The sequence below is a fragment of the Pseudoalteromonas sp. UCD-33C genome, assembly GCF_001306895.1.
Taxonomy (GTDB): domain Bacteria; phylum Pseudomonadota; class Gammaproteobacteria; order Enterobacterales; family Alteromonadaceae; genus Pseudoalteromonas.
On sequence record NZ_LJTB01000012.1, the window covers coordinates 18,549 to 41,044 of the forward strand.

Below are 22,496 nucleotides of genomic sequence, written 5' to 3' on the forward strand. Positions count from 1 at the left end.
ATGTAGAGAGTGATATATGTTAAATCCATTTGATATCGTAATTTTTGGGGGCGGCGGTGATCTTGCGTTACGTAAGTTACTTCCTGCAATGTATCGCGCTTATCAAGAGGGCAACCTTCCTCAAGGTTCTCGTATCCTTCCTACGGTACGTGAAGAAAGCAAACGCAAAGAATACATCGAAACAGCACATAAAGCGTTACAAGACTTTTTAGGTAAAGGTGAGTACAACGCAAAAGATTGGAAAGCATTTTCAGCTTATCTTGTGCCGGTTGTAACGAATGTAACCGAAGCCGATGATGACTGGGATAAACTAAAAGATATCCTTGATGAACACGATGCTGATAAGTCTCGTGTTTTTTACCTTTCATTACCACCTGCAGTGTACGGTAGCTGTTGTGAAATCTTATCTAAGAAAGGTCTGATCACAGAAACGTCACGCGTTGTTGTTGAAAAACCGATTGGTTACTGTGGTGAATCTGCTGAAGCAATCAATGCAAAAATTGCTGAATACTTCAAAGAAGAGCAAGTATTCCGTATTGACCATTACTTAGGTAAAGAAACAGTACAAAACTTAATGGCACTGCGTTTTTCAAACTCACTGTTTGAAAACCTTTGGGATGCTAAATCAATCGATAACATCCAAATCAGCTTATCTGAAACTGTGGGCCTAGAAAGCCGCGCTGGTTTCTACGATAAAGCGGGTGCATTACGCGATATGGTACAAAACCACTTGTTACAATTACTTTGCTTAGTGGCAATGGAATCACCAAACAAATTAAACGCGAACAGCATCCGTACTGAAAAATTAAAAGTACTTGAGTCGTTACGTCCGTTAGTGGCTGAAGATGTTGATGCAAACATTGTACGTGGTCAGTATGTACCAGGTAACTTAGACGGTAAAATCGTCCCAGGTTACTTAGAAGAATTAAACGAAGGTGCGAGCAAAACAGAAACTTTTGTTGCTATTCGTGCGCACATCGATAACTGGCGTTGGGCAGGTGTTCCTTTCTATCTTCGTACTGGTAAACGTATGAAAAAGCGTTGTGCTGAAATCGTTGTTGAATACAAAAAAGTATCTCACAACGTTTATACCGACAACGTAGGTAACATTGAGCCAAATCGTCTTGTTATTCGTCTGCAACCAGAAGAAACAATTCAATTAACACTGATGTCTAAGCGCCTTGATAACCTTGAGATGCAATTAGAACCAGTAACCATGAACATTGAGTTATCGCAAGCGTACAGTAATGGTTTCCATTCAGATGCTTACAAGCGCTTAATGTTAGATGCCGCAGCAAATAACCCATCACTGTTTATTCACCGTGATGAAGTGCGTCAAGCATGGAAATGGATTGACCCAATCATTGAGCGTTGGCAAGAAAAAGGTGCACCATCGTTATACCGAGCTGGTACATGGGGCCCTGAAGATGCAGATGAGCTTTTAGAAGAAAACAACCACGTTTGGTTTAACACAGGCGATAAGGCGTAATTAAGATGGCAACAATTGTTGAAAAATTCTTTGCAAACAAAGACGAATTAACAGCTGAGCTTTCTTCAAGCCTTGAACAAAGCCTTGTTGCTGGTATTAAAGAAGATGGTCGTGCGGTACTAATGGTATCGGGTGGCTCATCGCCAGCACCTGCTTATAAGCACTTATCGAACCTTGAACTTGATTGGGCAAACATTGATGTTGCTATGGTTGATGAGCGTTGGGTTGATGCTGATCATGAAAAAAGTAATGAAGCATTTATCAAAAGCACGCTATTACAAAACCATGGTGCAGCAGCTAATTTCGTAACAATGAAAAATGATGCATTAACGGCACAAAATGGTGTAGCTGAATGTGAAGCTGCATACAAAGCATTAAAGCGTCCTTTTGATGTGACAATTTTAGGCATGGGTCCAGATGGTCATACGGCTTCTCTTTTCCCTCATGCCGAAGGTCTTGAACACGGTCTTGCGACAGATGATTTAGTATGTGCAATTAACGCTATTGAAAGCGATGTAACAGGTAAAATCACTGAGCGTATGACGTTAACTTTATCTGCGATTGCAGATTCTAAAGTTGTGAAGCTTTTAATTAGCGGTGAAGAAAAACTGGCTGTTTACAAGCAAGCGAAAGAGGGCGGTGCAGTTGCTGACATGCCTTTACGTGCAGTATTGAATCACCCACATATCAATATTGAAGTTTATTGGGCGCCTTAATCGCCTGATCAAACTCAATGTCAAAAGCGAGCTATTATGCTCGCTTTTTTGTTTTTAAATTCTCATCTTTAACAAACGATTTTGCATAAATACGCTTTTTTTAAATAGCCCGATAAAGTGTTAGACAAGTACAAAATGGCTCTATATAATTAAAAATGACAACGCTGTCATTGTTATTGGTTATTATTCTCAACATCCCCTTTAACTCATTCTGCCCAGAAAAAGTTAAAAATAATTTGTACATGACAGCGTGCTTTTAGGAATAGGTTAGTTTTTTAAGCTAATTTATTGTTAGATAACAGGTTTTATATAACTTTTAGTTATGGTTAATAAACGCCCAATGGAAACTAAAGCTTACAAAAACACATGTAAATTTTAGCAAATTTCAAAAACTCATCCTTTTGCTCTTTTCATCTGCAATATCACTCATGCTATATTTGCGCCGTTTATTTGTAACAATTCTTAAAAACTCAATATTAAATATTAGTTATATCAATAACTTGATTATTTCGTTGTAAATTTTTTGCACAAATTAACCAAAAAGATGTAGCACAAATGTAATTTAGAGTGTATGGTTTGTTACTAGATGACAGCGTTGTCATCATCACTGGGCAGAAGTGATATAAAAAACCAACAAAATGATTCAAGGGGAATCCTGTGTTAGCTAAAAATTTTAAGAAAAGCTTATTAGCAGTTAATATCGGCCTCGTAATGAGTGCTGGGTTCACTGGCGCTGCATACGCAGCAGATGAAACTAAAGTTCAAGAAGATGTTGAAGTAATTGAAGTTCGCGGTATTCGCCGTTCACTTGAAGCTTCAATGAATACTAAGCGCTTTGCTGACAGCGTTGTCGATGCTGTTTCTGCAGAAGACATCGGTAAGTTTCCTGATGGTGATGTAGGTGAAGCACTTGGTCGTATTTCAGGTGTTGCTGTTAACCGTCAATTCGGTCAAGGTCAGCAAGTGTCTATTCGTGGTGCTTCAAGCCAATTAACACGCACACTTTTAAACGGTCAAACTGTTGCATCAACAGGTTGGTATGACCAACAATCAATCGACCGTAGCTTCAACTACACGCTTTTACCACCTGAATTAGTTGGTGAAATCCAAGTTTATAAATCTTCTCAAGCTGACGTTGTAGAAGGTGGTGTTGGTGGTACTGTTATTGTTAACACTCGTAAGCCACTTGATCTTGACGCTGGTACAACTTTCTTAAGTGCAAAAGCCGACTACGGCACAATCTCTGAAGAAACAGACCCTCAAGTTTCTGGTTTATTTAGCTGGAAAAATGACGAAGAAACATTCGGTCTACTAGGTTCAGTATCTTGGGCTGAAACAAACTACCAACGTAACGGTATCGAATCACTGATCGGTTGGGGTGATATTGTTCCTACTACGTTCCAACAAGAGCGTGAACGTACAGCATTAAATGCAACTTTCCAGTATCGTCCTACAGAAAACCTAGAGCTAGGTTTAAACATCATGAGCCTTGAGTTAGATGCAAACAATGCAAATACCTCAAACTTTGTAATGTTCCCTGACGACAAAGAAGCAGCTTGTGAGCAAACAAATGCATCAGGTACATGTACTTTCTACCGTCGTACTGGTGAAGGTGTAAATCCAGGTTGGACTCAAACTTGGGCACGTATCGCAAGCATGTCATCTGATACTGCTGATTTCAGCCTTAAATACGAAGCTGACTACTTCACATTAAAAGGTCGTTTCGGTACAACTGAATCAGAAGGTGGTACAGACCTAACAGCAAACTACGGTAACTTCATCGGTGTTCCATCTGATTACGCTGGTACTTATGATGCTACTGGTGATGTAATCAAAATTGATATCAATAACAAATACTTTGAAGCATCAGATTTTGCGGGTCCATTATCTCCAGCTGGTTGGGCACTTAAAAAGCAACCTAACACAGATGAAGAAACTTACGCACAGTTAGACCTTTCATTCCCTGTTGATTTTGGTGCTATCACAGCAATCAAAACAGGTTTCCGTTGGGCTGACCATGAAGTAAAACAAGAGACTTACTCAACTACTTTAGTTGATACATTACCAAGTGGTGATGGTGAGACTTACTACTCAGGTACAATGTCATCAGGTGCAGGTTTCACTTTACCTGAGCCAGATTTTGACAAAATGGTATCTGATGCACGTGCTGCAATTGCAAGCTTCGATAATGATTCAGCTGTATACCGCTCAGGTTACGGTACAATCGAAGAAGAAAACTTCGCAGTTTACGCAATGGCAGAGTTCTCTGCAGAATCTATCCGCGGTAACTTCGGTTTACGTTATATCTCTACAGATGCAGAATCAGATTACTACGGTTTTGCAAATGGTGAGTACGAAAGTTCACTAAGCACAGATAAAGCGAGCTACAACGACGTATTACCTAGCATCAATATCGCATTCGATTTAGCTGAAGATGTAATTTTACGTACCTCTGCTGCACAAGTTATTGCACGTCCTAACTACACAGATATGTTCTCTGCATCATCTTTTGCAGGTTACGCTGATGGTACAGCAAATAACGAAGTACTAACTAAAGGTAACGTAGGCCTTAACCCATTCAAAGCAACTCAAGCTGATTTAGGTATCGAGTGGTACTTTGATGGTGACGGTATGGTAAGTGCAACTTACTTCTTCAAAGACATCACATCATTTGTTACTTCAAGCCAAATCTTGAATCAACAAATCGGTGTTGTAGACCCAGATACTCAAGGTGATAACTGGACGCTATCTACTAAGCTTAATGCAAGTGGTGGCCAAATCGAAGGTATCGAGCTACAAATTCAAGATGGCTTTGACAGTGGCTTTGGTTACTCAGCAAACTATACATTCGTAGATGCACCATCAGAAGCTGAAAACTACCCAGATATGATCCCATTATTCTCAGATTCGTCTAAGCATACTGTGAACTTAGTGGGTTACTATGAAACAGATACTTACTCAGCACGTTTAGCTTATAACTGGCGTTCAGAGTACATGATCCGTGAGCTACCTGGTTTCTACGGTAACCGTGAGCATCAATCATACGGTACACTTGATTTCAGTGCTAACTACAGCGTAACTGATAACATTGACGTAACGTTTGAAGCTGTTAACTTAACTGAAGAAGACAGCGTACAAATCGGTGTTGCTCCTTCTGATGCGGAAGTAGTTCCTGAGCTTCGTAACGGCTACCCAGCATGGAGCTTTGAAGGTGAAGCACGCTACAAGCTAGGTGTATCACTACGTTTCTAATTTGATTTAGATAACGAAATTAAGAAAGCCCAGCTCGCACTGGGCTTTTTTGTGAGTAAAAAGTGGGCGAGTAAAAATGATAAAAAAAATCGCAATTGTTGGTGGCGGAACAGCAGGTTGGTTAGCCGCTAACCATTTGGGTCATGCGCTTTTGCAAAGTGGCATTGAGATCACGTTAATCGAGTCTCCTAATATTGCCAGCATAGGTGTCGGTGAAGGTACTGTTCCTTCGATGCGCAACTCTTTGCAAAAATTTGGTATCAGTGAAAGTGACTTTATCAATGAATGTGATGTTACTTTTAAGCAGTCAATCAAGTTTGTAAATTGGCTAGATAAACACAAACATGGTGCTAACTTTTACCATCATTTATTTGATCACCCACATATATTCGGTGAGGAGTTAACGCAGCAGTGGCTTGCTGAGGGTAACGGTAATGATTACGCAGACTTTGTTTCTAAGCAACATGCGTGTTGTGAAAATAACCTAGCACCGAAAACAATTGCGACACCTCAATATGCAGGTATCAATGGCTATGCCTATCATTTTGATGCTAAAAAGTTTGCTGCTTTCTTAGGAAGCCATGCCACGCAACATTTTGCTGTAAAACACCTGTTTGCAGAAATTAAAGATGTCAGCTGTGATGAGCAAGGTTTTATTACACACCTAATCGACTCAGAAGGTAACGCCTTAGAATTTGACTTTATTATTGATTGCTCCGGTTTTTCGGCTGCCTTTATTGGGCAAAAACTAGGGGTGGGCTTTGTTGATAAGTCAGATAGTTTATTAACTGATACTGCAATCACATTGCAAGTACCTACACAAAGCGATGATGAAATACCGCCTTACACTATTGCTACGGCACACCAAGCTGGTTGGATCTGGGATATTGCGCTCACAGAGCGAAGAGGAGTGGGGTTTGTTTATTCATCTAAGTATATGAGCGATGAGCAAGCACACGCTAAATTGCATCATTATTTAGGTAATAAATTTGAGCACTTAACGCCAAGAAAGATCCCGATGAAAGTAGGGCATAGAGAAAAAATGTGGCACAAAAACTGTGTCGCTATAGGCTTGTCACAAGGGTTTGTTGAGCCACTTGAAGCAACTGCCATCTTAATTGCAGACTTTTCTGCGGGGTTATTAGCAAAGCGTTTTCCGCGTACCCGAGATGACATTAACTTAGTTGCTGGTGATTACAATCAGCAGGTGAATTATGTATGGCAACAAACGTTCGATTTTATAAAAATGCATTACTGTATTTCGGATAGAACTGATTCAGCCTTTTGGCGTGATAACAAAAAAGCCGACCAGTTATCAGAAAAACTAAAAAATAACCTAGCACGCTGGCAGCGCTTTACACCAGTACGCGAAGACTTTGCCAGTAAGTTCGATTTATTCGACTTAGAAAACTACTTATATGTATTGTTTGGTATGCATTATGTACCCACTAAGCAGCAATATAAGCAGAGCGACAATCAACAAGTTGCTAAATTTAAACAGCAGCGCGTCAAGCAGTTATTAAATGAGCTACCTAAGCACAAAGAGCTGTTAAATAAAATAAAGAAATTTGGCTTACAGAAAAACTAACTTTATTAACTGAGCTGGCTAAAAAGGTATTAGTCAGCTTAGCTAATTCTAAAAAATGAAGAGATAGATAAACGACTGTTGCTTAGATCATTGCTGTACTTTTTGTGATTAAAAAGAGCTGCGCTGTGCAATAGGTTACTCTTATAAATTACGAGCCTATTTACCTTGGCTTCAATATCCACCACTTTTTCAAAAAGCCCTGTTGTTTCATTTAAATAGCCTTGATGAGTTGCGCTGTATTTTTCAGTATCAGCAATCATGTTATGCACGCTATTTTGGTTATCAGCTGTCACTTTAATAATATTCTCAGGCAGGTATTTGTATATGCCTGTGCCGCCCCATTCTTTAGGAGACAAATAATGCACTGCTGCAAATGTTTTATCATCCGTTGAATCAATATGTGGCATACGCTGCAAGGTATTTAATTCATTCGCATTTTGAGTAACTAATGAAAGCTTACAGCGGTGAAGATATAAATTATTTTCACCGCTTGTAATGATTTCTTGCTCTAAAAGTTCGTTAAGTAGCTGCTCACAAGCTCGGTAGTAAGGCGCAGGCATTTCATCTCGTTTTCCTGGGTAGAGTGTGCCATCGCTGCCTAAAGGCTGGAAATAGGCCGTTTTTGTAGCAAATTGATAAACTGGCGCAAGGCTGTGTAAAAAGTCATCAACAATAATGACAGTCTCATTAATTTCAGCAATGAAAACGCTGCTTACTTTATAGTCTTTATTTAATTGATAGCTTTCCATTGTTTGCCTCAGTCTCTCCATAATTGTTGAATATACTAACAAAAATAGTGGCTTATGCGTGATAATATTTACTTGCTTATAGCTTGTTTTTTCATCATTTGGGGTTGATTGGTAATGTAGGTAAATTTGTTAATTTATAATGTACAAACTGCCACAAAATTTTCACTTCCTTTTTGTTGCCAAAACCTATAGGCTTTGGGCACTAACAGCAAAAACATATTATAAAATTAATGGAGCAGTATCATGGCGGAGCAACAAGTACAGCCTTTACATAACGAAAAACATGCCAACACTAAAATTCAAAATGGCATCAACATTGAGTTCATGAAAACTCAGCACTTAGTACCTGTGGTTGCACACGAATTTGCACGCATCGCAAATGAATTCCCAATGGCATTTGTTAAAAACAACGAATCAGGTCAATTCCAAGCAGTTGCTTTATTTGGTCTAGAGCCAGGCGAGAACCTTTTCATTCAAGACGACAAATGGACAGCTGCATTTGCACCTATGTCTATGACTCGTTACCCACTAGGTCTTGTTAAGCACCCAGAAGCTGACCAATTTGGTATCGTAATCGACGAAGCAAGCCCACTTGTAAGCGAAGAAACAGGTAATGCACTTTTCGAAAACGGTGAAGAAACTGAGTACCTTAAGCGTCGTAAAGAAGCACTTGTTTCTTTCATCGAGTTCTCTCAGGTAACTGAAGCATTCACTAAGTACCTTGCAGACAAAGAACTACTAGTAGCTCAAACGCTAACTGTAGAAATCAAAGGTGAGAAAAAAGACATCAACGGTATCTACCTTGTTGATGAGAAAAAACTTAACTCACTAAGTGATGAAGAGTTCTTAGACCTTCGTAAGCGTGGCTACTTAGCACCTATCTACTCTTTCTTAACGTCTACTCACCAAGTAGCACGTTTAGCACGTTTAAAAGCAGCTCAAGCTTAATTTTAAACAGCTGAAAAAAAGCGCCATTTGGCGCTTTTTTTGTTTCTTTCGTCGGTTAAAGCTTGAAATGCAGCGCCTAATTATTCACATTGGGCTTACAAACTAAAATAAATATAAGTGCCCCTATGTTAAAAACATTACTCACCTCAGCCATTGCCCTTAGCGCATTATCATTTAGTACTTTAAGCCACAGTAGTGATCAACCTTTTGCTATCGCCATTCATGGTGGTGCAGGAACGATTGAAAAGAGCCGCTTCACGCCAGAGCAAGAAAAAGCTTACCGTGCAAAACTAAAAGAAGCCGTTGAAACAGGCTATGCCGTGCTTGAAAAGGGTGGTGAGAGCCTAGATGCTATCACTGCGGCAATTAATGTGCTGGAGAACTCGCCGTATTTCAACGCTGGTCGCGGTGCTGTATATACTTATGACGGGGCACATGAGCTTGACGCATCGATTATGGATGGTCGTACACGCCAAGCTGGAGCTGTTGCTGGGGTTAAACACATTGAAAACCCAATTAACTTGGCGCGCTTAGTGATGGAAAAATCAGTGCATGTTATGCTCAGCGGCCAAGGTGCTGAAGAGTTTGCAAAAACTCAAGGTATGCCGCTGGTTGAAAACAACCTATTTGATACTGAGCACCGTTATAAAGCGTTATTAAAAGCAAAAGAAAAGCTCGATAAACAAAAAGTAACTAGCAAAGACTACCAAGCTGCACACAAAGCCCTGCCGGTTAATTACAAAATGGGCACTGTCGGTGCAGTTGCACTTGATAAAAACGGTAATATCGCTGCAGGTACTTCTACAGGTGGTATGACAGCAAAACGTTTTGGTCGTGTAGGTGACTCACCAGTGATTGGTGCGGGGACCTTTGCTGAAAACGAATCATGTGCAGTATCTGCGACAGGCCATGGCGAGTACTTTATTCGCTACAATGTGGCAGCTGATATTTGTGCTCGCGTAAAATACCAAGGTAAAACTATTGTAGAAGCGGGGAACGAAGTGATCCACGATGTATTAATGCCTATAGGTGGCACAGGCGGTGTGATCATTATTGATGCTAAAGGTAACATTAGCTTGCCGTTTAACACCGCTGGTATGTACCGTGCGAGTAAATCAAATACATCACCAACGTATGTGGGTATTTTTAAAGACGAGTAATTATCTGTAACGGATCTTCAGACAATAAAAAACCGAGTTCACAACTCGGTTTTTTATTGTCACCAAAGTTATTGGCGATTAATTTTTACCTTGAAGGGTGTTTCATCTTGATTCGTTGAGCGATAAGGGTTGATATCTAAACCACCACGGCGTGTATAACGGGCATACACTTCTAACTCTTCGAGGTTTAACTGCTGCATTAAATCGCAGTAAATACGCTCTACACATTGCTCATGAAATTCGTTGTGAGTTCGAAATGAAATTAAATATTTTAATAAGGCTTCATTGCAAATCGCTTGGCCTTTATAACGAATAATCACACTCGCCCAATCAGGCTGTGAGGTGATCAAACAGTTCGATTTTAGTAAGTGACTGTGTAGGGTTTCTGAGACAATCTCATCACCATTATGGCGAAGTGAGCTTGCATCAATATCATAGCTGGTGATTTCGATATCCAGATCATCAATACATTCGCCCGGTAACGCTGAAAATGGCAAACAATTGAAATCATCTGCTTGGTATAAAGTAACGACCACCGGTGCATTAACTGCATCTGACAAGTCTTTGCTAAGCGCTTGATGTACGCCATCTAGCGTCTCAAAACGTGTTTGATTAAAGCTATTTAGGTACAGTTTGAATGACTTAGACTCAATGATATGGCTGCTCTGACAAGGAAATACAAACGTTGCCACAGCGACCATTGGCTTACCCTTGCTATTTAGCCACGATAATTCATAGCCAGTCCAAATATCTTGGCCTTTAAACGGTAAGTTATCTTCGCTAACACCTAATGCATCACGGTTTAATTTACGGGCAATAGGAAACAGTAAACTTGGTGTGTAGGTATCTACATACTCTGTGCTTTTACCAAGAACACTGTTTTTCAGTTCGGGTGAGTTGCTGTAATCTGTCATCTTTACACTTTTGTAGTTACAATGGCGGCATTATACCTAAAGCCAATGAGTTTCGCAGTATGTCTGTTTCTACAAAACTAGATAAGTTACATCAAGCATTTAGTGAAAAATGCCTCGAACGCACAGGAAAGCTTCCTGTTATTGAACATGATACAGCATGGCCAAGTCCATGTGAGCAGGGCGAAGTAGATGAGCAGGGGCTTATTCAGTGGTGTGCAGTTCCACAACAACCTGCTGGCAGTTTAGAAGACTTAGCCAAGGCACTAGAGTTATCGTTTCCTGAAGATTTAAGCCCATTGTTTGGTCATGTCTATGCGGGTAATTTGTTATTGAGTATTGATGATCATCACATTGAACTGCTACAAGCATGGAATGAAGATGATTTTAGCCGCTTACAGCAAAATATTACCGGTCACGTGTTAATGAAGCGCAAGCTAAAGCAGCCAGAAACCGTATTTATTGGTCTTACAGAGCAAGATGATCTACTGATCACTGTATTAGTCGAAAGCGGTGAGGTTTGCTTAGAGTATGTGGGTAAAAAACCACATCATGTGCTAGCGAATAGCATCAGTGAGTTTTTAGACAAAGTAACGGTGTAAATTTAATAAGTAAAAAGGGGCGGTTGCCCCTTTCGTGTATTTAGTTTTTGCCTTTTTAATTTATTGCCTTTATTAAGCTATTGAAAGTCCCACGAGATATTCGAAACAATGCCACAGGGCTCACAACGAAAATCAAATAAGCCAAACCATGGCTCTGGTAATTTCCACTCGCCATCGCAGCTTGGGCAGCGACGTTTAAGCTCTGACTCTTTGTCAACGCCGCCTACACGATATAAATAGTAATAAACCGGCTTCTTGGTTAGAAAACTAATACGTTTCGTGATATCGCGACCACGGCGGTATAAGTCACTCTTGATGCTAGTTAGCTCTTCAAGCGCAGGAAATTCACAACGGGTTGCACCATTGATCTGAATTTGATCGCACGCTTGCCAGTCTTCTTGCCATTTAATGAGTGTTTTGTAATCGCCATTGGCAATTGCTGGAATGCGAAATAACGGCACAGGCAAAAAGTCATCACCACAATAAAGCGGGCTACAGGTGTGCACGTAAGTAGTATACAAAATATAGCACGACGGATCATGACACATGTCTGCGCCATTTGAGTGAATGTCTTGGCCGACCACTTTAACTTTTGGTGCCAGTAAGCCTGCAGTGTTTAATTGCTCAATGCTATGTTTTACAAACGGGCTATGGTTGAGCGGATGCATCGCATCTTCGGTTGGGCACATTACACGAGTAATGAAAAATCCATCTTTTAAAACCGTTGGGAATTCATCACCAATTATTTGGCCGTTAAAACGAAGCGCATTCACTAGGCGGTTTATCGCCTGCTCAGCAAGCTCTAAGGTAGTATCTTGGTAGCAATCAAAAGTCAGATCGACAACAAACATTATTTTTTCTCAAGCAGTGCTAATAACCTATCTAATTTAGCTTCAATACGATCCAATTGACTTTCTTTTGGTGTACTCAGTTGTTCATTTGACGGGTTATTGATGAAATTATTAATTGAATCCGGATTGTTTTTATATTGGCTAACCGCAGCGATGATCACAGGCATCGGCATTGGTTGGGTTAGCTTACTTTTAGTTAAGGCAACTGTCGGGGTTTTACCTTCATCAAGAAGGGTTTTAATTGCATCAAATACAACGGCATTCATTTTTGTATAAACTCTTTTATAAAGACTAAAAAGCACCGCAGTATATGGGCTGCAGTGCGCGCGTATGGTAGCAATAATAGATGAGGAGTGAAATTACTTTCCTAATTTACGAGCTAAAAGAATGTTATTTAAGCTCGTAAATTAGGTCGCAGCCGTTACTGGCGTAACCTTGCGTCTAATTCATCAATCACCTCGCTCCAAGCACCATCTTCTGCAAGTGATTCTGCTAAAAAGTGTTGCTGAGCTTCATCCCAAAAAGGCGCTTCCTGCAATAGGGTTGTATCAGACAGTTGATGGGATGCTATAAAAGCATCTATTTCACTTTCTTTGCTCGGTAAACCAAGTTGTGCAAATAGGGTCGAAATATCATGTTTTGTCGTATCCATAGTTCTGCTCCTTGTGTATGGCGATAATTATTACTGCTTGAACTTAATGATGATGAACCGCAGTTTAACTTACGCTGAATTTGTCTTTAATCGCTGTTGGGTATATACCTTATAGTCTAGTACGAAAATAATAAAACAAATAAAAGGATGAGTATTTTGACAGTTGCTGAACCCGAAACCTTAAGTGTGCAATACCTGAGTGCTGAAGATATCAGCACTGCCGCAAGCCTTATTTATCAAGCCTATCATGATGATCCCGTTCTTCAGAATGTATTAGGTTTTCAACAAGATAACCCAAGTAAATATGAAACTAAATTACGTGCTTTAGTACGTGAAGAGCTAGCAAGTTTCTGGCAAGAAAAGCAGCCTCTAATAGGTCTTTACTCACAAAGTAGATTAAAAGCCATTGCCTGTGTATTTGATTCGGCAAGTGAACTGCAAGCTGAACGATACTGGCATTGGCGCTTAAAACTGATGCTTAGTGCGGGTTACTTGCAAACCAATCAGCTTATAGAAAAAGAGCGCACTATTCGTGAAGCGCTCTCGAGTAAAGGCCATTATCTGTTTTTAGCCTTTATAGCCGTTGACCCACATTTTCAGGGGCAAGGTTTAGGCAGATATCTGCTACGAGGGCTTGATGATTTAGTTGAGTCAAGCAATCAAGCAAGTGGTTTAGCCGTATTTGTTACTCGCTCTGAACAGCGCGAATTCTTTAGCTCTGAAGGGTTTGAAGTGTTCAAAGCCTTGAGCTTTAACCAAGTTGAAGGTGACTTGATGTTCAAAGCAGCAAATTGACAAAAGGACGTTTTGGAAATAGCAATGTGAGATAAATCTCACATTGCTGTGCGTTTTATCAGTTTAATGCCTTTAAATTTGTACCCATAATTGCTTATTGTGATGATTTTAAAGGATTTATTGTTTTTGTCATTTTTGTGACTTAGAAAAAATTACTTTTTATGCCTACCAAGATATCCGCATTTCTCTAAACTTAATCATGTCAAGAAGACGCAGGTTCAACGATTGAACTGATGCCAAGGATTAGGATTATGGCAACAAAGCAAGAAGCTTAGCAGGAAGCAAAGGGACAAGAGCTAGGGAAGCAAGGAAGAACGAGGACACTGCCAGGATGCAGTACAATCGCGGAGCGATTGAAAAGGACTGACCAAAGGATGATTTTAGCAGGAAGCTAAAGGAGCGTTTGGAAAACGAAGTGGATAGCCATTGACGGCAAGAGGACGGCACTAGGATGTGTTAAATGTTACATGAAGTAGCATGGTGGGTGTATCGGATGTATACCCGTTCAGGGGAAAGATAAAAAGGCAGCTTCGGCATAAGTAAGGATACTTAATCATGGAAGTAGCAAGATTGGGGCGTGGCTATTAGCTACGCCTTAGTTCTTTCTGGAGGTTGCACTTCTCGCACTTGCAATTATTCTTGTATAACTCGCAACTCGCAACTTGTAACTTAAATCTTATGCGGCGGTATTACTACGCTTTTAAGTAATTCGTTTTCCATGATCAAAACGCCTTGATACACGTTTTGTCCATCACTAGAAAACTCAAAAATAAATTCGCTTTTTATACCTGGTTTACCGTTTTTTAAAATGCCAAGTCGGCGCTTATTGCAAGCAACACTCATCAATTGCACATTTAATTGCTCAATTTGTCTTTGTGCATGAAGATTAGCTGCTTCGGCCACTTTTCTGTTTAACCAAAAAAAGTAGATGATGCTGCCAATGATGATGAGTGTCCACAAGCCTGCCATTTACGAAAATAACCTTCCAATTGCTCGAGCGAGTGTTTCGCTACGATTTTCTTTTCTTAATAAACCTAGTAGGTGAGGGCGAATACTAGGAATTGCAACTAAATCGGTGAAAATACTCACAAACAGTTGTTCAATTTCAGTGTGGTGTGCACAGCAATCCATAAACACGTGTAAGCGTTCTGGGTCTTCAAGTGTGCTAAAACAGCGCCCCGCAATCGTTAGTAGTACATCTGACTGGGTGTTCATATCAGAGCGTAATACAGTATCAACAAGTTGCGCAGTTAAACCTTGTGCTGGTGTTTTTGATAAGCTTCTAAGAGCTGCGACAAGGGCGATGTCGTCTTTATTCTCTATGGCGTTTAAACCATAGGCTAACAATTGCTCTGCAAACACGGGTTCGATTGCAACATGTTCAAGCATTGCACTTAGCGGCTGTAATACTTCGACTGGTAATTGCCCCCAAGCGGCTTGTAGATTTGCTAAATTGTTGTCGTTATCTAAACGCATCGCAAAGTCTGCAATACCTTGTACTGCAACACTTTGCCAATTATCAAAACCGAGTTTGCCTGAAAAATACAGCTGCGCATATTCGTAATACTGTGAAGCACTTTGTTTAAGTAAACATTTAACCTGTGCATTAAATGCTGCTAGCTTGTTGGCGTTTGGCGTAAATACATACGGGTTGTTGTCTAATTTGCCTTCGGCATTTTCACCGGTAATTTCTGTACCAAGCGCTTCAATTACCATATTTGCGAAATGATCGCGGCTTGCGCTTACAAGACGGCTTTGCTCATCTAGGGGGAATTTTAAAAACCATACATAAGGTTCTTTAGACGCTTTTACATCCCAAAATTGAATAGCAAGCCAAGCATGACCAGCAAGCGGGTAAGGGTAAGGGATTTTTGTTTCTTCAATGGCAATAAATTGTTTTTTGTCTAATTTCGTGATGTGTCTGCCAATATCGAAGGCACGCCAAGTGGTGCCTGCTGCATCCAGAAGTTGCCCTAAAGTGGCGATCTGCTCAGTCATAAAATCTCAATTACCGTTTTTAATCTATATCAGCCGTGAATTATACGCCATACCATGGCGCCTTGGAACAGGGTATACTAAGCACAAAGGTATTAAGAGTTTTACAATGCATCAACAGACTTTGGCGCTGCTGCGCGAATTAGAATCCACATTACAACGCCATTCACTTTGGCAAACAACACCGATTGACCCAAGTGCACTCAATTCTAGTGTGCCGTTTTGTCATGACACCATGGCTTTTGAGCAATGGCTGCAATTTGTTTTTCTTGAAAAAATGCATACCCTCATTGCACATGCCCAGCCTTTACCCCGTAATTTTGCAATTGCACCTATGGCTGAAATGATGCTGGCACAACACAGCGGCGGTAATGATGTGATTAACGTTTTACAAAAACTCGATCAACTTTTGAGTGATAACTAAGATGCAAGAGAGTGTTAAGCCACAATTTGATGAGTTATCGATTCTGTACCGCGATGAAAATTACATTGCGATTGATAAACCATCCGGTTTATTGGTTCACCGTTCGTTTTTAGACAAACACGAAACCCAATTTGCAATGCAAATGCTGCGTGACCAAATAGGCCAACATGTGTTTCCTGTACATCGTTTAGATAGACCAACCTCAGGCGTGTTACTGTTTGCGTTAAGCTCAGAAGCAGCCCGTGACATGAACCAGTTGTTTATTGATGGGCAAATTGAAAAACGTTACTTAGCTTTAGTAAGAGGCTTTTTAAACGAATCAATCTTCTTAGATAAACCTTTAAAAGAAGAGCTTGATAAAATTGCCGATAAGTTTGCTGATCAAAATAAAGCACCGCAAGAAGCACAAACGCAATTTCATTGCCTGCACCAAGCAAGCTTGCCTATTCCAATTGGTAAATACCCAACAGTTCGTTACTCGCTGGTGGAGTGTTTTCCAAAAACTGGCCGCAAACATCAAATTCGTCGTCATTTAAAACATTTATCATTGCCAATTATTGGTGATGTAAATCATGGTGATAATCAGCATAATCAATTTTTTAGAGAGCATTTTAAACTTCGTCGGTTAATGTTATTTGCCTCTGAATTAAAGTTTGTGCACCCTTATAGCAAGCAACCAATAACAATTAGAGCGCCTTTAGGCGATGCAATGTTAACGATTTGCCAGCAACTTGGCTGGCCAACAGAAGAAAAGGATTATTATGGCAACCATTAGTATTTTTGTCGGCAGTGTTTACGGCGGTGCTGAGCGTTTAAGCGAACAAGTTATTGAAGTCATTGAAAAGTCTGAGCATCAAGCGCAATTAGTTGAAAATGGCACGGTTGATGACATGCTGGCTGCGTCACATATTTTAGTGATCACTTCAACGACGGGTCAGGGCGATATTCCTGACAATTTAATCGCTTTATATAGCCAATTAAATGATCAATTTCCTATGTTAACAGGCAAGCAATACGGCATTATTGCTATGGGCGACCGCAGCTATGGCGATACGTTTTGTGGTGCAGGTCGCAGTTTTGATGAGCTGTTTCGCGATTTACAGGCAAAACCTGTTGGTCATCGTTTAGAAATTGATGCCTGTGAAGATTTTGAGCCTTGGCCTGTTACTGAGCCATGGTTAAATGAATGGCTGACAAAAATTAGTTAATGCCTCCTATCAGCTAGTGTCTCTTAAAAGTGCTGATTGAATAAGCAATTGGTACTTTCCCCTTGGTTTTTCGAGTACAGAATCTGTGACCTTGGTGATATACTTAACCATCATTTTATGAGGCTGTTATGATTTCAAAAAACCAACTGAAACTAATTCGTGCATTAGGTCAAAAGAAATACCGTAAGCAATATAACCAGTACCTTGTCCAAGGCGAAAAAAATGTACTTGAATTACTAAACAGTGGTTTAAGTATTGCTCATATATTTGCGACTCCTGCATTTATTTCTGCGCATCAATCAGCACTTGCAGCCCATCAAGTCATTGAAGCAGATGAAGACAGCCTTACCAAAGCTAGTACGCTTGTTAGTAACAACGCCGCAATTGCTGTTGTTGATATGCCAAGTGAGCAAGCATTACCAACATCGGGACTTATTTTAGCCCTTGATGGCGTGTCGGATCCGGGGAATTTAGGAACGATTATTCGTGTTGCTGATTGGTATGGTATAAAGCATATTGTTACCAGCAAAGACAGTGCGGATGCTTATAACCCGAAAACTATTAGCGCCACAATGGGTTCATTTGCTCGCGTGTGTGTCTCACAAACTGATTTAACCAGTTACTTACCAAGCCTAAACCTCCCAGTGTATGGTGCATTTTTAGAAGGTGAGAACATCCACAAAACTGCTCTTAAACAAGATGCCGTATTACTAATGGGCAGTGAATCTCATGGTATACGTACTGATTGCGAAAGCTTAGTTACTGATAAAATAACCATTCCGGCTTATGGTCAAGCAGAATCGCTCAATGTAGCGATGGCAACGGGTATTATTTTAGATAATTTTAAGCGCCACGCTTAACCTTTTACCCTAAAATGGGTTAAATTGAAGAATAACAATAAAAATCGGTAAAACAATTAGATGCGCTTAAGCACCATAAAATTAGCGGGTTTCAAATCGTTTGTTGAACCCACTAAGATCCCATTTCCTGATCAGATGACGTGTGTTGTCGGCCCGAACGGCTGTGGCAAATCAAATGTCATCGATGCAGTGCGTTGGGTGCTCGGTGAAAGCTCAGCTAAAAACTTACGTGGCGATGCCATGACCGATGTTATTTTTAACGGCTCAACTAATCGAAAACCTATTTCACAAGCCTCTGTTGAGTTGGTGTTTGATAACACCAGTGGCCATTTACCGAATACCTTTGCTGATCGAAACCAAGTGGCGATCAAACGTTTAGTGACTCGAGATGGCCAGTCAATTTATTTTCTAAATGGCAGCAAATGCCGTAAGCGTGATATTACCGATATCTTTCTAGGCACAGGTCTTGGCCCGCGCAGCTATGCAATTATTGAGCAGGGCATGATCTCGCGTTTAATTGAGAGTAAACCGGCTGATTTACGTGTTTTTTTAGAAGAAGCTGCGGGGGTTTCAAAATACAAAGAGCGTCGTCGTGAAACGCAAACCCGCATTAAAAGCACCCGCGAAAACCTTGAGCGACTGCTTGATGTAAGGCAGGAGTTGCAAACACAGCTCGATAAACTTGCAGTGCAATCAGTCGATGCAAAAAAATACCGAGAGCTAAAAGCCACTGAGCGCACCTTAAAAGGGCAAATTGCGGTTTTAAAGTGGCAGAAGTTACACCAACAACAAATTGATAAAGCTGAGCAAATTAATAAACTTAAAGAGCAAATCCAGTTCTTTAGAGAAGCGCACTCTGGCCACGATGATGTTTTAGCAAGCCTTGAAAATCAAGTGCAGCTTGAGCAGCAAAAACTGCAAGACGCACAGCAGGCTCAGCATCAAACACACACTGATTTAACCCGCAAAGAGCAGCAACAGATCAGCTTAAAGCAGCAACAGCAAACACTTAGTCAAAACCTCATCAAACAGCAACAACTGCAGTTACAAAATAAAGAGCTGCAAGAAGAGCAACACGCCTCAGCCGCCATTTTACAAGAGCAGCTACAAGAAGCGATTGAGCAAAGTTTACTGTGCGCTGAGCAAGTTGCAGAGGTTGAAGAACAAGTCGCACAGCAACAGCAACAAACGCAAAGCGCCAATGAGCAATATCAAAGCACCTTACAGAAAAGCCAAGCTCATAGCAGTGATATTAATGTTGCAAAGAATCAACAGGCTCACTTTGCCCAGACTGTTGCGCAACTCGAGTCTCAGCAGGCACAACTTGCCGCTGAAATTAATGAACTTGAAGCGACTCCAGTTGCAGCGCAAATTGCAGAGCAACAACAGCAAATTCAATCACTGACGAAAGAGCTTGCGCAGCAACAAAGTGCGCTGAATAAGCTCACTCAAAATCTAGAACAAGCGGATAAAGAGCAACAGCACTTAGAGCAGGACTTAAAGCGGGTTCAGCAGCACAGTAATGAAAATAGAGCCAGCATAGCTGCGCTTAATTCTGTGTTATCAGAGCAAACCAACAGCGAGAGTGTCTCTCTATTGGCGCAGTTAAAGGTGGCTTCTGGCTTTGAGCCGCTAATTGAACAAGCCCTACTTGGCCTTGAGCATCTAAAGGTCAGTCAACATAAAGAGCCTAACAGTGTTTGGCCTGCATCTGATGATGAGTTACCAAAAGAGTCATTAGCTAATTATATCGAATCGGGTGCTTACCCTGATTTATTAGCACGGTTTGCATTTCAACCTTGTTTTGATGACGCTATTTTGGCGGATACATATTGGCTGGCTGTGATTGATGAAGAGGGCTGTATGCATGGTCGTAACTTTCATACCGATGCCAATAAAGACGCCGACAATTCTTTGCTTTTAAAGCATGCTCAGCTAAGTGATGCTCAGCAGTTAGATGAAGAACTCAACGAGCAATTAGAAACTAAGCAGCAATTGCTAAATGAGCATCTAGCTCACAAGAAAACACTTATCGCCGACAAAGAGCAATACAGAGAACGAATTCACCAAGCAGCTCAGCAGATTGCATCGGCCAGCACTCGACGCGATATGTTATTAGAGCAGCAAACCCAGTGGCAAAACCAGCTTGTTAAGTTGCAACAGCGTCAAACCTTACTCGCTGAGCAAAAGCAAAATGCTGACCAACAGCAACAAACTCAGCAGTGTTTACTTGAACAACTGTTAGAGCAGCAATTAGAACTTGAAACTGAGTTAGAGCAAGCAAAACACCTACAAGCTGAGGCAAATAACCGCTACCGCCAAGTGGCTTCTATGCTTGAGCAATATAAAACGCAAGCACATCAAGCAAATTTGGCTGAACAAAAGGCTCGCAGTGAATGTCAACTTAGCGAAACCAAACTACAGCATGCTAATGCCGCCCAAAGTGCTGCCAGTGAAGCTGTATTAGAGCTCAACGAGCAACTAGAAGAATTAGTGATTCCGCTTGAAGAAGTAGCAGAGCAAATTATGCTATTGCTTGAAAAGCATCAACAAAGTGACGTTGAGCTGAAAAACTTGCAAGCGGCCTTGAGTCAAGCTAAAAAGGAGCTTGCTGATAAGCAAACAGCGTTGAAATCATCGCAATCTGAGTTGGTGGCGTTACAAGAGCAGTTGCAAGCATTAGCATTGGATGAGCAAAGTTTAATCGTGAAGGCGCAAGCTGCGTTAGAGCCACTTGAAGAACTGGAACAAAATTTAAAAACAGTACTTGAAGAACTGCCTGACAATGCCAATTTAAATAGCATGCAAACGAGGCTTACAAAAACCACGCAAGCATTAAATGAACTTGGCGCTGTGAACTTAGCGGCAATAGATGAGTTTGAGCAGGCTAAACAGCGCAGCGATTATTTAAATCAGCAGCTTGATGACTTAACACAAGCATTAAATACCCTTGAAGGGGCGATTCAAAAAATCGACCGAGAAACAAAAAATCGTTTCAAGGCGACCTTTGAACAAGTAAATACAGACTTTGGGGAGTTATTCCCAAAAGTGTTTGGTGGCGGTAGTGCTTACCTTGAATTGACCAGTGATGATCTACTTGAAAGTGGGGTGAGCATCATGGCAAGGCCACCAGGCAAGAAAAATTCGACAATTCACCTGCTTAGTGGTGGAGAAAAAGCGCTGACCGCATTATCATTGGTGTTTTCAATATTCAGGCTCAATCCAGCTCCATTCTGTATGCTAGATGAAGTGGATGCGCCATTGGATGATGCGAATGTGGGTCGTTTTTGCCGTTTGGTAGAAGAGATGTCACAATCAGTACAATTTATTTATATCAGTCATAACAAGATTGCTATGGAAATGGCAGGCAGATTGACCGGTGTAACTATGGCTGAACCAGGTGTATCACGTATGGTCGCTGTAGATATAGAACAAGCTGTGCAAATGGCACATGCATAAAATTTAGGCATATCAAATAATAAAGGTGAGGGGATGGCCGAAGAATTAAGATGGGCTTTAATCGTAATCAGTGTATTTGTCATTGGTGGTTTATTAATTCACGGCTTATGGTCGGTGCGTAAAAAGGACAGCCCAGATACGCCTTCAGTTGAACGGGTTGAACCGAACGAAACAACCAGCGAGGTTCAAGAGCCTGCGACTGTAAAACCGCAGGAGCGTGATGAGCCAGAGTTTGGTGATTTAAGCTTTTCAGCAGAAAGTCACGACGAGCCGTCTGTTTCAGAACAGGTTGTTGAAGAGCCTGAAGCTGAGCAACAAGAAGTTGAAGAAGAACCTGCTGATGCACAAGCTCCAACCGATTTTATTATCGTGCATTTACAAATGCCAGAAGGTTTAACAATGGATGGCAGCCAATTATTGCCAGCTGTTAATATGTTAGGCTTTAAGTATTCTGAAGAAGGTTTCTTTAACCGTCATTTAGACCCAGCTGGCACAGGCCCGGTGTTATTCCGTTTAGTGAATATGTACAACCCAGGCACGTTCGATATTGATAATATGGAACAGTTTAGTACGGCAGGTGTTAGCTTATTTATGACCTTACCATGTGATGGCGACGGTCTAAGTGCATTCAACATGTTGCACAGTGCAGCTAAAAAGCTAGCCGATGAATTTGGTGCAACGATTTTAGATAGCAACCGTGAAGAAATGACGGTTGAAAGCGTTCGTGAGTATGTTGAGAAAGTTCGCAGCTTTTCATCGTAATCGCACACACAGAGTATAAGTATTAGGCCACTTGGCGTTAAGTCGTCTAAGTGGCTTTTTTATGTAGATTTTTGA

Annotated in this window: 21 protein-coding genes; 14 read left to right on the forward strand and 7 right to left on the reverse strand. The window is 40.9% G+C overall.

The window, feature by feature from the left end:
- The first annotated feature begins 16 nt into the window (after positions 1–16).
- From zwf to AOG26_RS17055, 4 genes are all read left to right on the forward strand, one after another.
- The gene (zwf, locus tag AOG26_RS17040) at positions 17–1,489 is read left to right on the forward strand and encodes a glucose-6-phosphate dehydrogenase (RefSeq protein WP_054563610.1); all 1,473 of its coding nucleotides are present in this window, start codon (positions 17–19) and stop codon (positions 1,487–1,489) included.
- 5 nt (positions 1,490–1,494) lie between these two features.
- Entirely contained in the window at positions 1,495–2,205 is a 711-nt protein-coding gene (gene pgl / locus AOG26_RS17045; RefSeq protein ID WP_054563611.1) for a 6-phosphogluconolactonase, read from the forward strand.
- 711 nt (positions 2,206–2,916) lie between these two features.
- On the forward strand, positions 2,917–5,457 hold the full coding sequence (locus AOG26_RS17050) for a TonB-dependent receptor (RefSeq protein ID WP_054563663.1): 2,541 nt from the start codon (positions 2,917–2,919) through the stop codon (positions 5,455–5,457).
- Between the two features lie 76 nt (positions 5,458–5,533).
- Positions 5,534–7,045: a tryptophan halogenase family protein gene (locus AOG26_RS17055; RefSeq protein WP_054563612.1), complete on the forward strand. Its 1,512-nt coding sequence runs from the start codon at positions 5,534–5,536 to the stop codon at positions 7,043–7,045.
- Positions 7,046–7,083: 38 nt separating this feature from the next.
- Here AOG26_RS17055 and AOG26_RS17060 read toward each other — a convergent pair whose 3' ends face one another.
- Positions 7,084–7,794, reverse strand: coding sequence for a DUF6445 family protein (locus tag AOG26_RS17060; RefSeq protein ID WP_054563613.1), 711 nt, complete (start codon positions 7,792–7,794; stop codon positions 7,084–7,086).
- A gap of 243 nt (positions 7,795–8,037) precedes the next feature.
- On the opposite strand from AOG26_RS17060, the gene AOG26_RS17065 reads away from it, so the two are divergent.
- Both AOG26_RS17065 and AOG26_RS17070 read left to right on the forward strand, forming a co-directional pair.
- A complete protein-coding gene (locus AOG26_RS17065) occupies positions 8,038–8,742 on the forward strand; it encodes a SapC family protein (protein ID WP_054563614.1) in 705 nt (234 codons plus the stop codon).
- 125 nt (positions 8,743–8,867) lie between these two features.
- Complete coding sequence (locus AOG26_RS17070) at positions 8,868–9,902, forward strand: isoaspartyl peptidase/L-asparaginase family protein (protein ID WP_054563615.1); 1,035 nt, start codon at positions 8,868–8,870, stop codon at positions 9,900–9,902.
- Between the two features lie 68 nt (positions 9,903–9,970).
- Here AOG26_RS17070 and queF read toward each other — a convergent pair whose 3' ends face one another.
- Positions 9,971–10,816, reverse strand: a complete 846-nt coding sequence (queF, locus tag AOG26_RS17075; RefSeq protein WP_054563616.1) for an NADPH-dependent 7-cyano-7-deazaguanine reductase QueF — start codon at positions 10,814–10,816, stop codon at positions 9,971–9,973.
- Between the two features lie 59 nt (positions 10,817–10,875).
- On the opposite strand from queF, the gene syd reads away from it, so the two are divergent.
- Positions 10,876–11,415, forward strand: coding sequence for a SecY-interacting protein (syd, locus tag AOG26_RS17080; RefSeq protein ID WP_054563617.1), 540 nt, complete (start codon positions 10,876–10,878; stop codon positions 11,413–11,415).
- A gap of 77 nt (positions 11,416–11,492) precedes the next feature.
- Here the strand turns inward: syd and AOG26_RS17085 are convergent, their stop codons facing one another.
- The 3 genes from AOG26_RS17085 to AOG26_RS17095 all read right to left on the reverse strand — a co-directional run bounded on the left by AOG26_RS17085 (position 11,493) and on the right by AOG26_RS17095 (position 12,918).
- A complete protein-coding gene (locus AOG26_RS17085; RefSeq protein WP_054553724.1) occupies positions 11,493–12,266 on the reverse strand; it encodes a Zn-ribbon-containing protein in 774 nt (257 codons plus the stop codon).
- Positions 12,266–12,532: a hypothetical protein gene (locus tag AOG26_RS17090; RefSeq protein WP_054553723.1), complete on the reverse strand. Its 267-nt coding sequence runs from the start codon at positions 12,530–12,532 to the stop codon at positions 12,266–12,268. Before AOG26_RS17090 ends, AOG26_RS17085 begins: the two co-directional genes overlap by 1 nt.
- 155 nt (positions 12,533–12,687) lie before the next feature.
- Positions 12,688–12,918 carry a DUF2789 domain-containing protein gene (locus tag AOG26_RS17095; protein WP_036969581.1) on the reverse strand — a complete coding sequence of 77 codons (231 nt, stop codon included), beginning with the start codon at positions 12,916–12,918 and terminating at the stop codon, positions 12,688–12,690.
- A 147-nt stretch (positions 12,919–13,065) separates the two neighbouring features.
- Here AOG26_RS17095 and AOG26_RS17100 point away from each other — a divergent pair, with 147 nt between their 5' ends.
- Positions 13,066–13,713: a GNAT family N-acetyltransferase gene (locus tag AOG26_RS17100; protein WP_054563618.1), complete on the forward strand. Its 648-nt coding sequence runs from the start codon at positions 13,066–13,068 to the stop codon at positions 13,711–13,713.
- A 669-nt stretch (positions 13,714–14,382) separates the two neighbouring features.
- Here the strand turns inward: AOG26_RS17100 and AOG26_RS17105 are convergent.
- A complete protein-coding gene (locus tag AOG26_RS17105; RefSeq protein ID WP_054563619.1) occupies positions 14,383–14,682 on the reverse strand; it encodes a DUF3301 domain-containing protein in 300 nt (99 codons plus the stop codon).
- Positions 14,683–15,711 carry a DUF3549 family protein gene (locus AOG26_RS17110; protein ID WP_054563620.1) on the reverse strand — a complete coding sequence of 343 codons (1,029 nt, stop codon included), beginning with the start codon at positions 15,709–15,711 and terminating at the stop codon, positions 14,683–14,685. It abuts the gene before it with no gap.
- 106 nt (positions 15,712–15,817) lie between these two features.
- Between AOG26_RS17110 and AOG26_RS17115 the strand changes: the two genes are divergently transcribed.
- The 6 genes from AOG26_RS17115 (at position 15,818) to zipA (ending at position 22,421) form a co-directional block, all read left to right on the forward strand.
- Positions 15,818–16,132 (forward strand): YqcC family protein, encoded by a 315-nt coding sequence (locus AOG26_RS17115; RefSeq protein ID WP_054563621.1) that lies wholly within the window; start codon positions 15,818–15,820, stop codon positions 16,130–16,132.
- Between the two features lies 1 nt (position 16,133).
- The gene (truC, locus tag AOG26_RS17120; protein WP_054563622.1) at positions 16,134–16,907 is read left to right on the forward strand and encodes a tRNA pseudouridine(65) synthase TruC; all 774 of its coding nucleotides are present in this window, start codon (positions 16,134–16,136) and stop codon (positions 16,905–16,907) included.
- Positions 16,894–17,340 carry a flavodoxin gene (locus AOG26_RS17125; protein ID WP_054563623.1) on the forward strand — a complete coding sequence of 149 codons (447 nt, stop codon included), beginning with the start codon at positions 16,894–16,896 and terminating at the stop codon, positions 17,338–17,340. The genes truC and AOG26_RS17125 overlap by 14 nt, the downstream gene beginning before the upstream one ends.
- Before the next feature lie 128 nt (positions 17,341–17,468).
- Complete coding sequence (locus AOG26_RS17130; RefSeq protein WP_054563624.1) at positions 17,469–18,200, forward strand: TrmH family RNA methyltransferase; 732 nt, start codon at positions 17,469–17,471, stop codon at positions 18,198–18,200.
- Positions 18,201–18,260: 60 nt separating this feature from the next.
- Positions 18,261–21,659, forward strand: a complete 3,399-nt coding sequence (locus AOG26_RS17135; protein WP_054563625.1) for a chromosome segregation SMC family protein — start codon at positions 18,261–18,263, stop codon at positions 21,657–21,659.
- 33 nt (positions 21,660–21,692) lie between these two features.
- Positions 21,693–22,421: a cell division protein ZipA gene (zipA, locus tag AOG26_RS17140; RefSeq protein ID WP_054563626.1), complete on the forward strand. Its 729-nt coding sequence runs from the start codon at positions 21,693–21,695 to the stop codon at positions 22,419–22,421.
- Positions 22,422–22,496 lie beyond the last annotated feature (75 nt).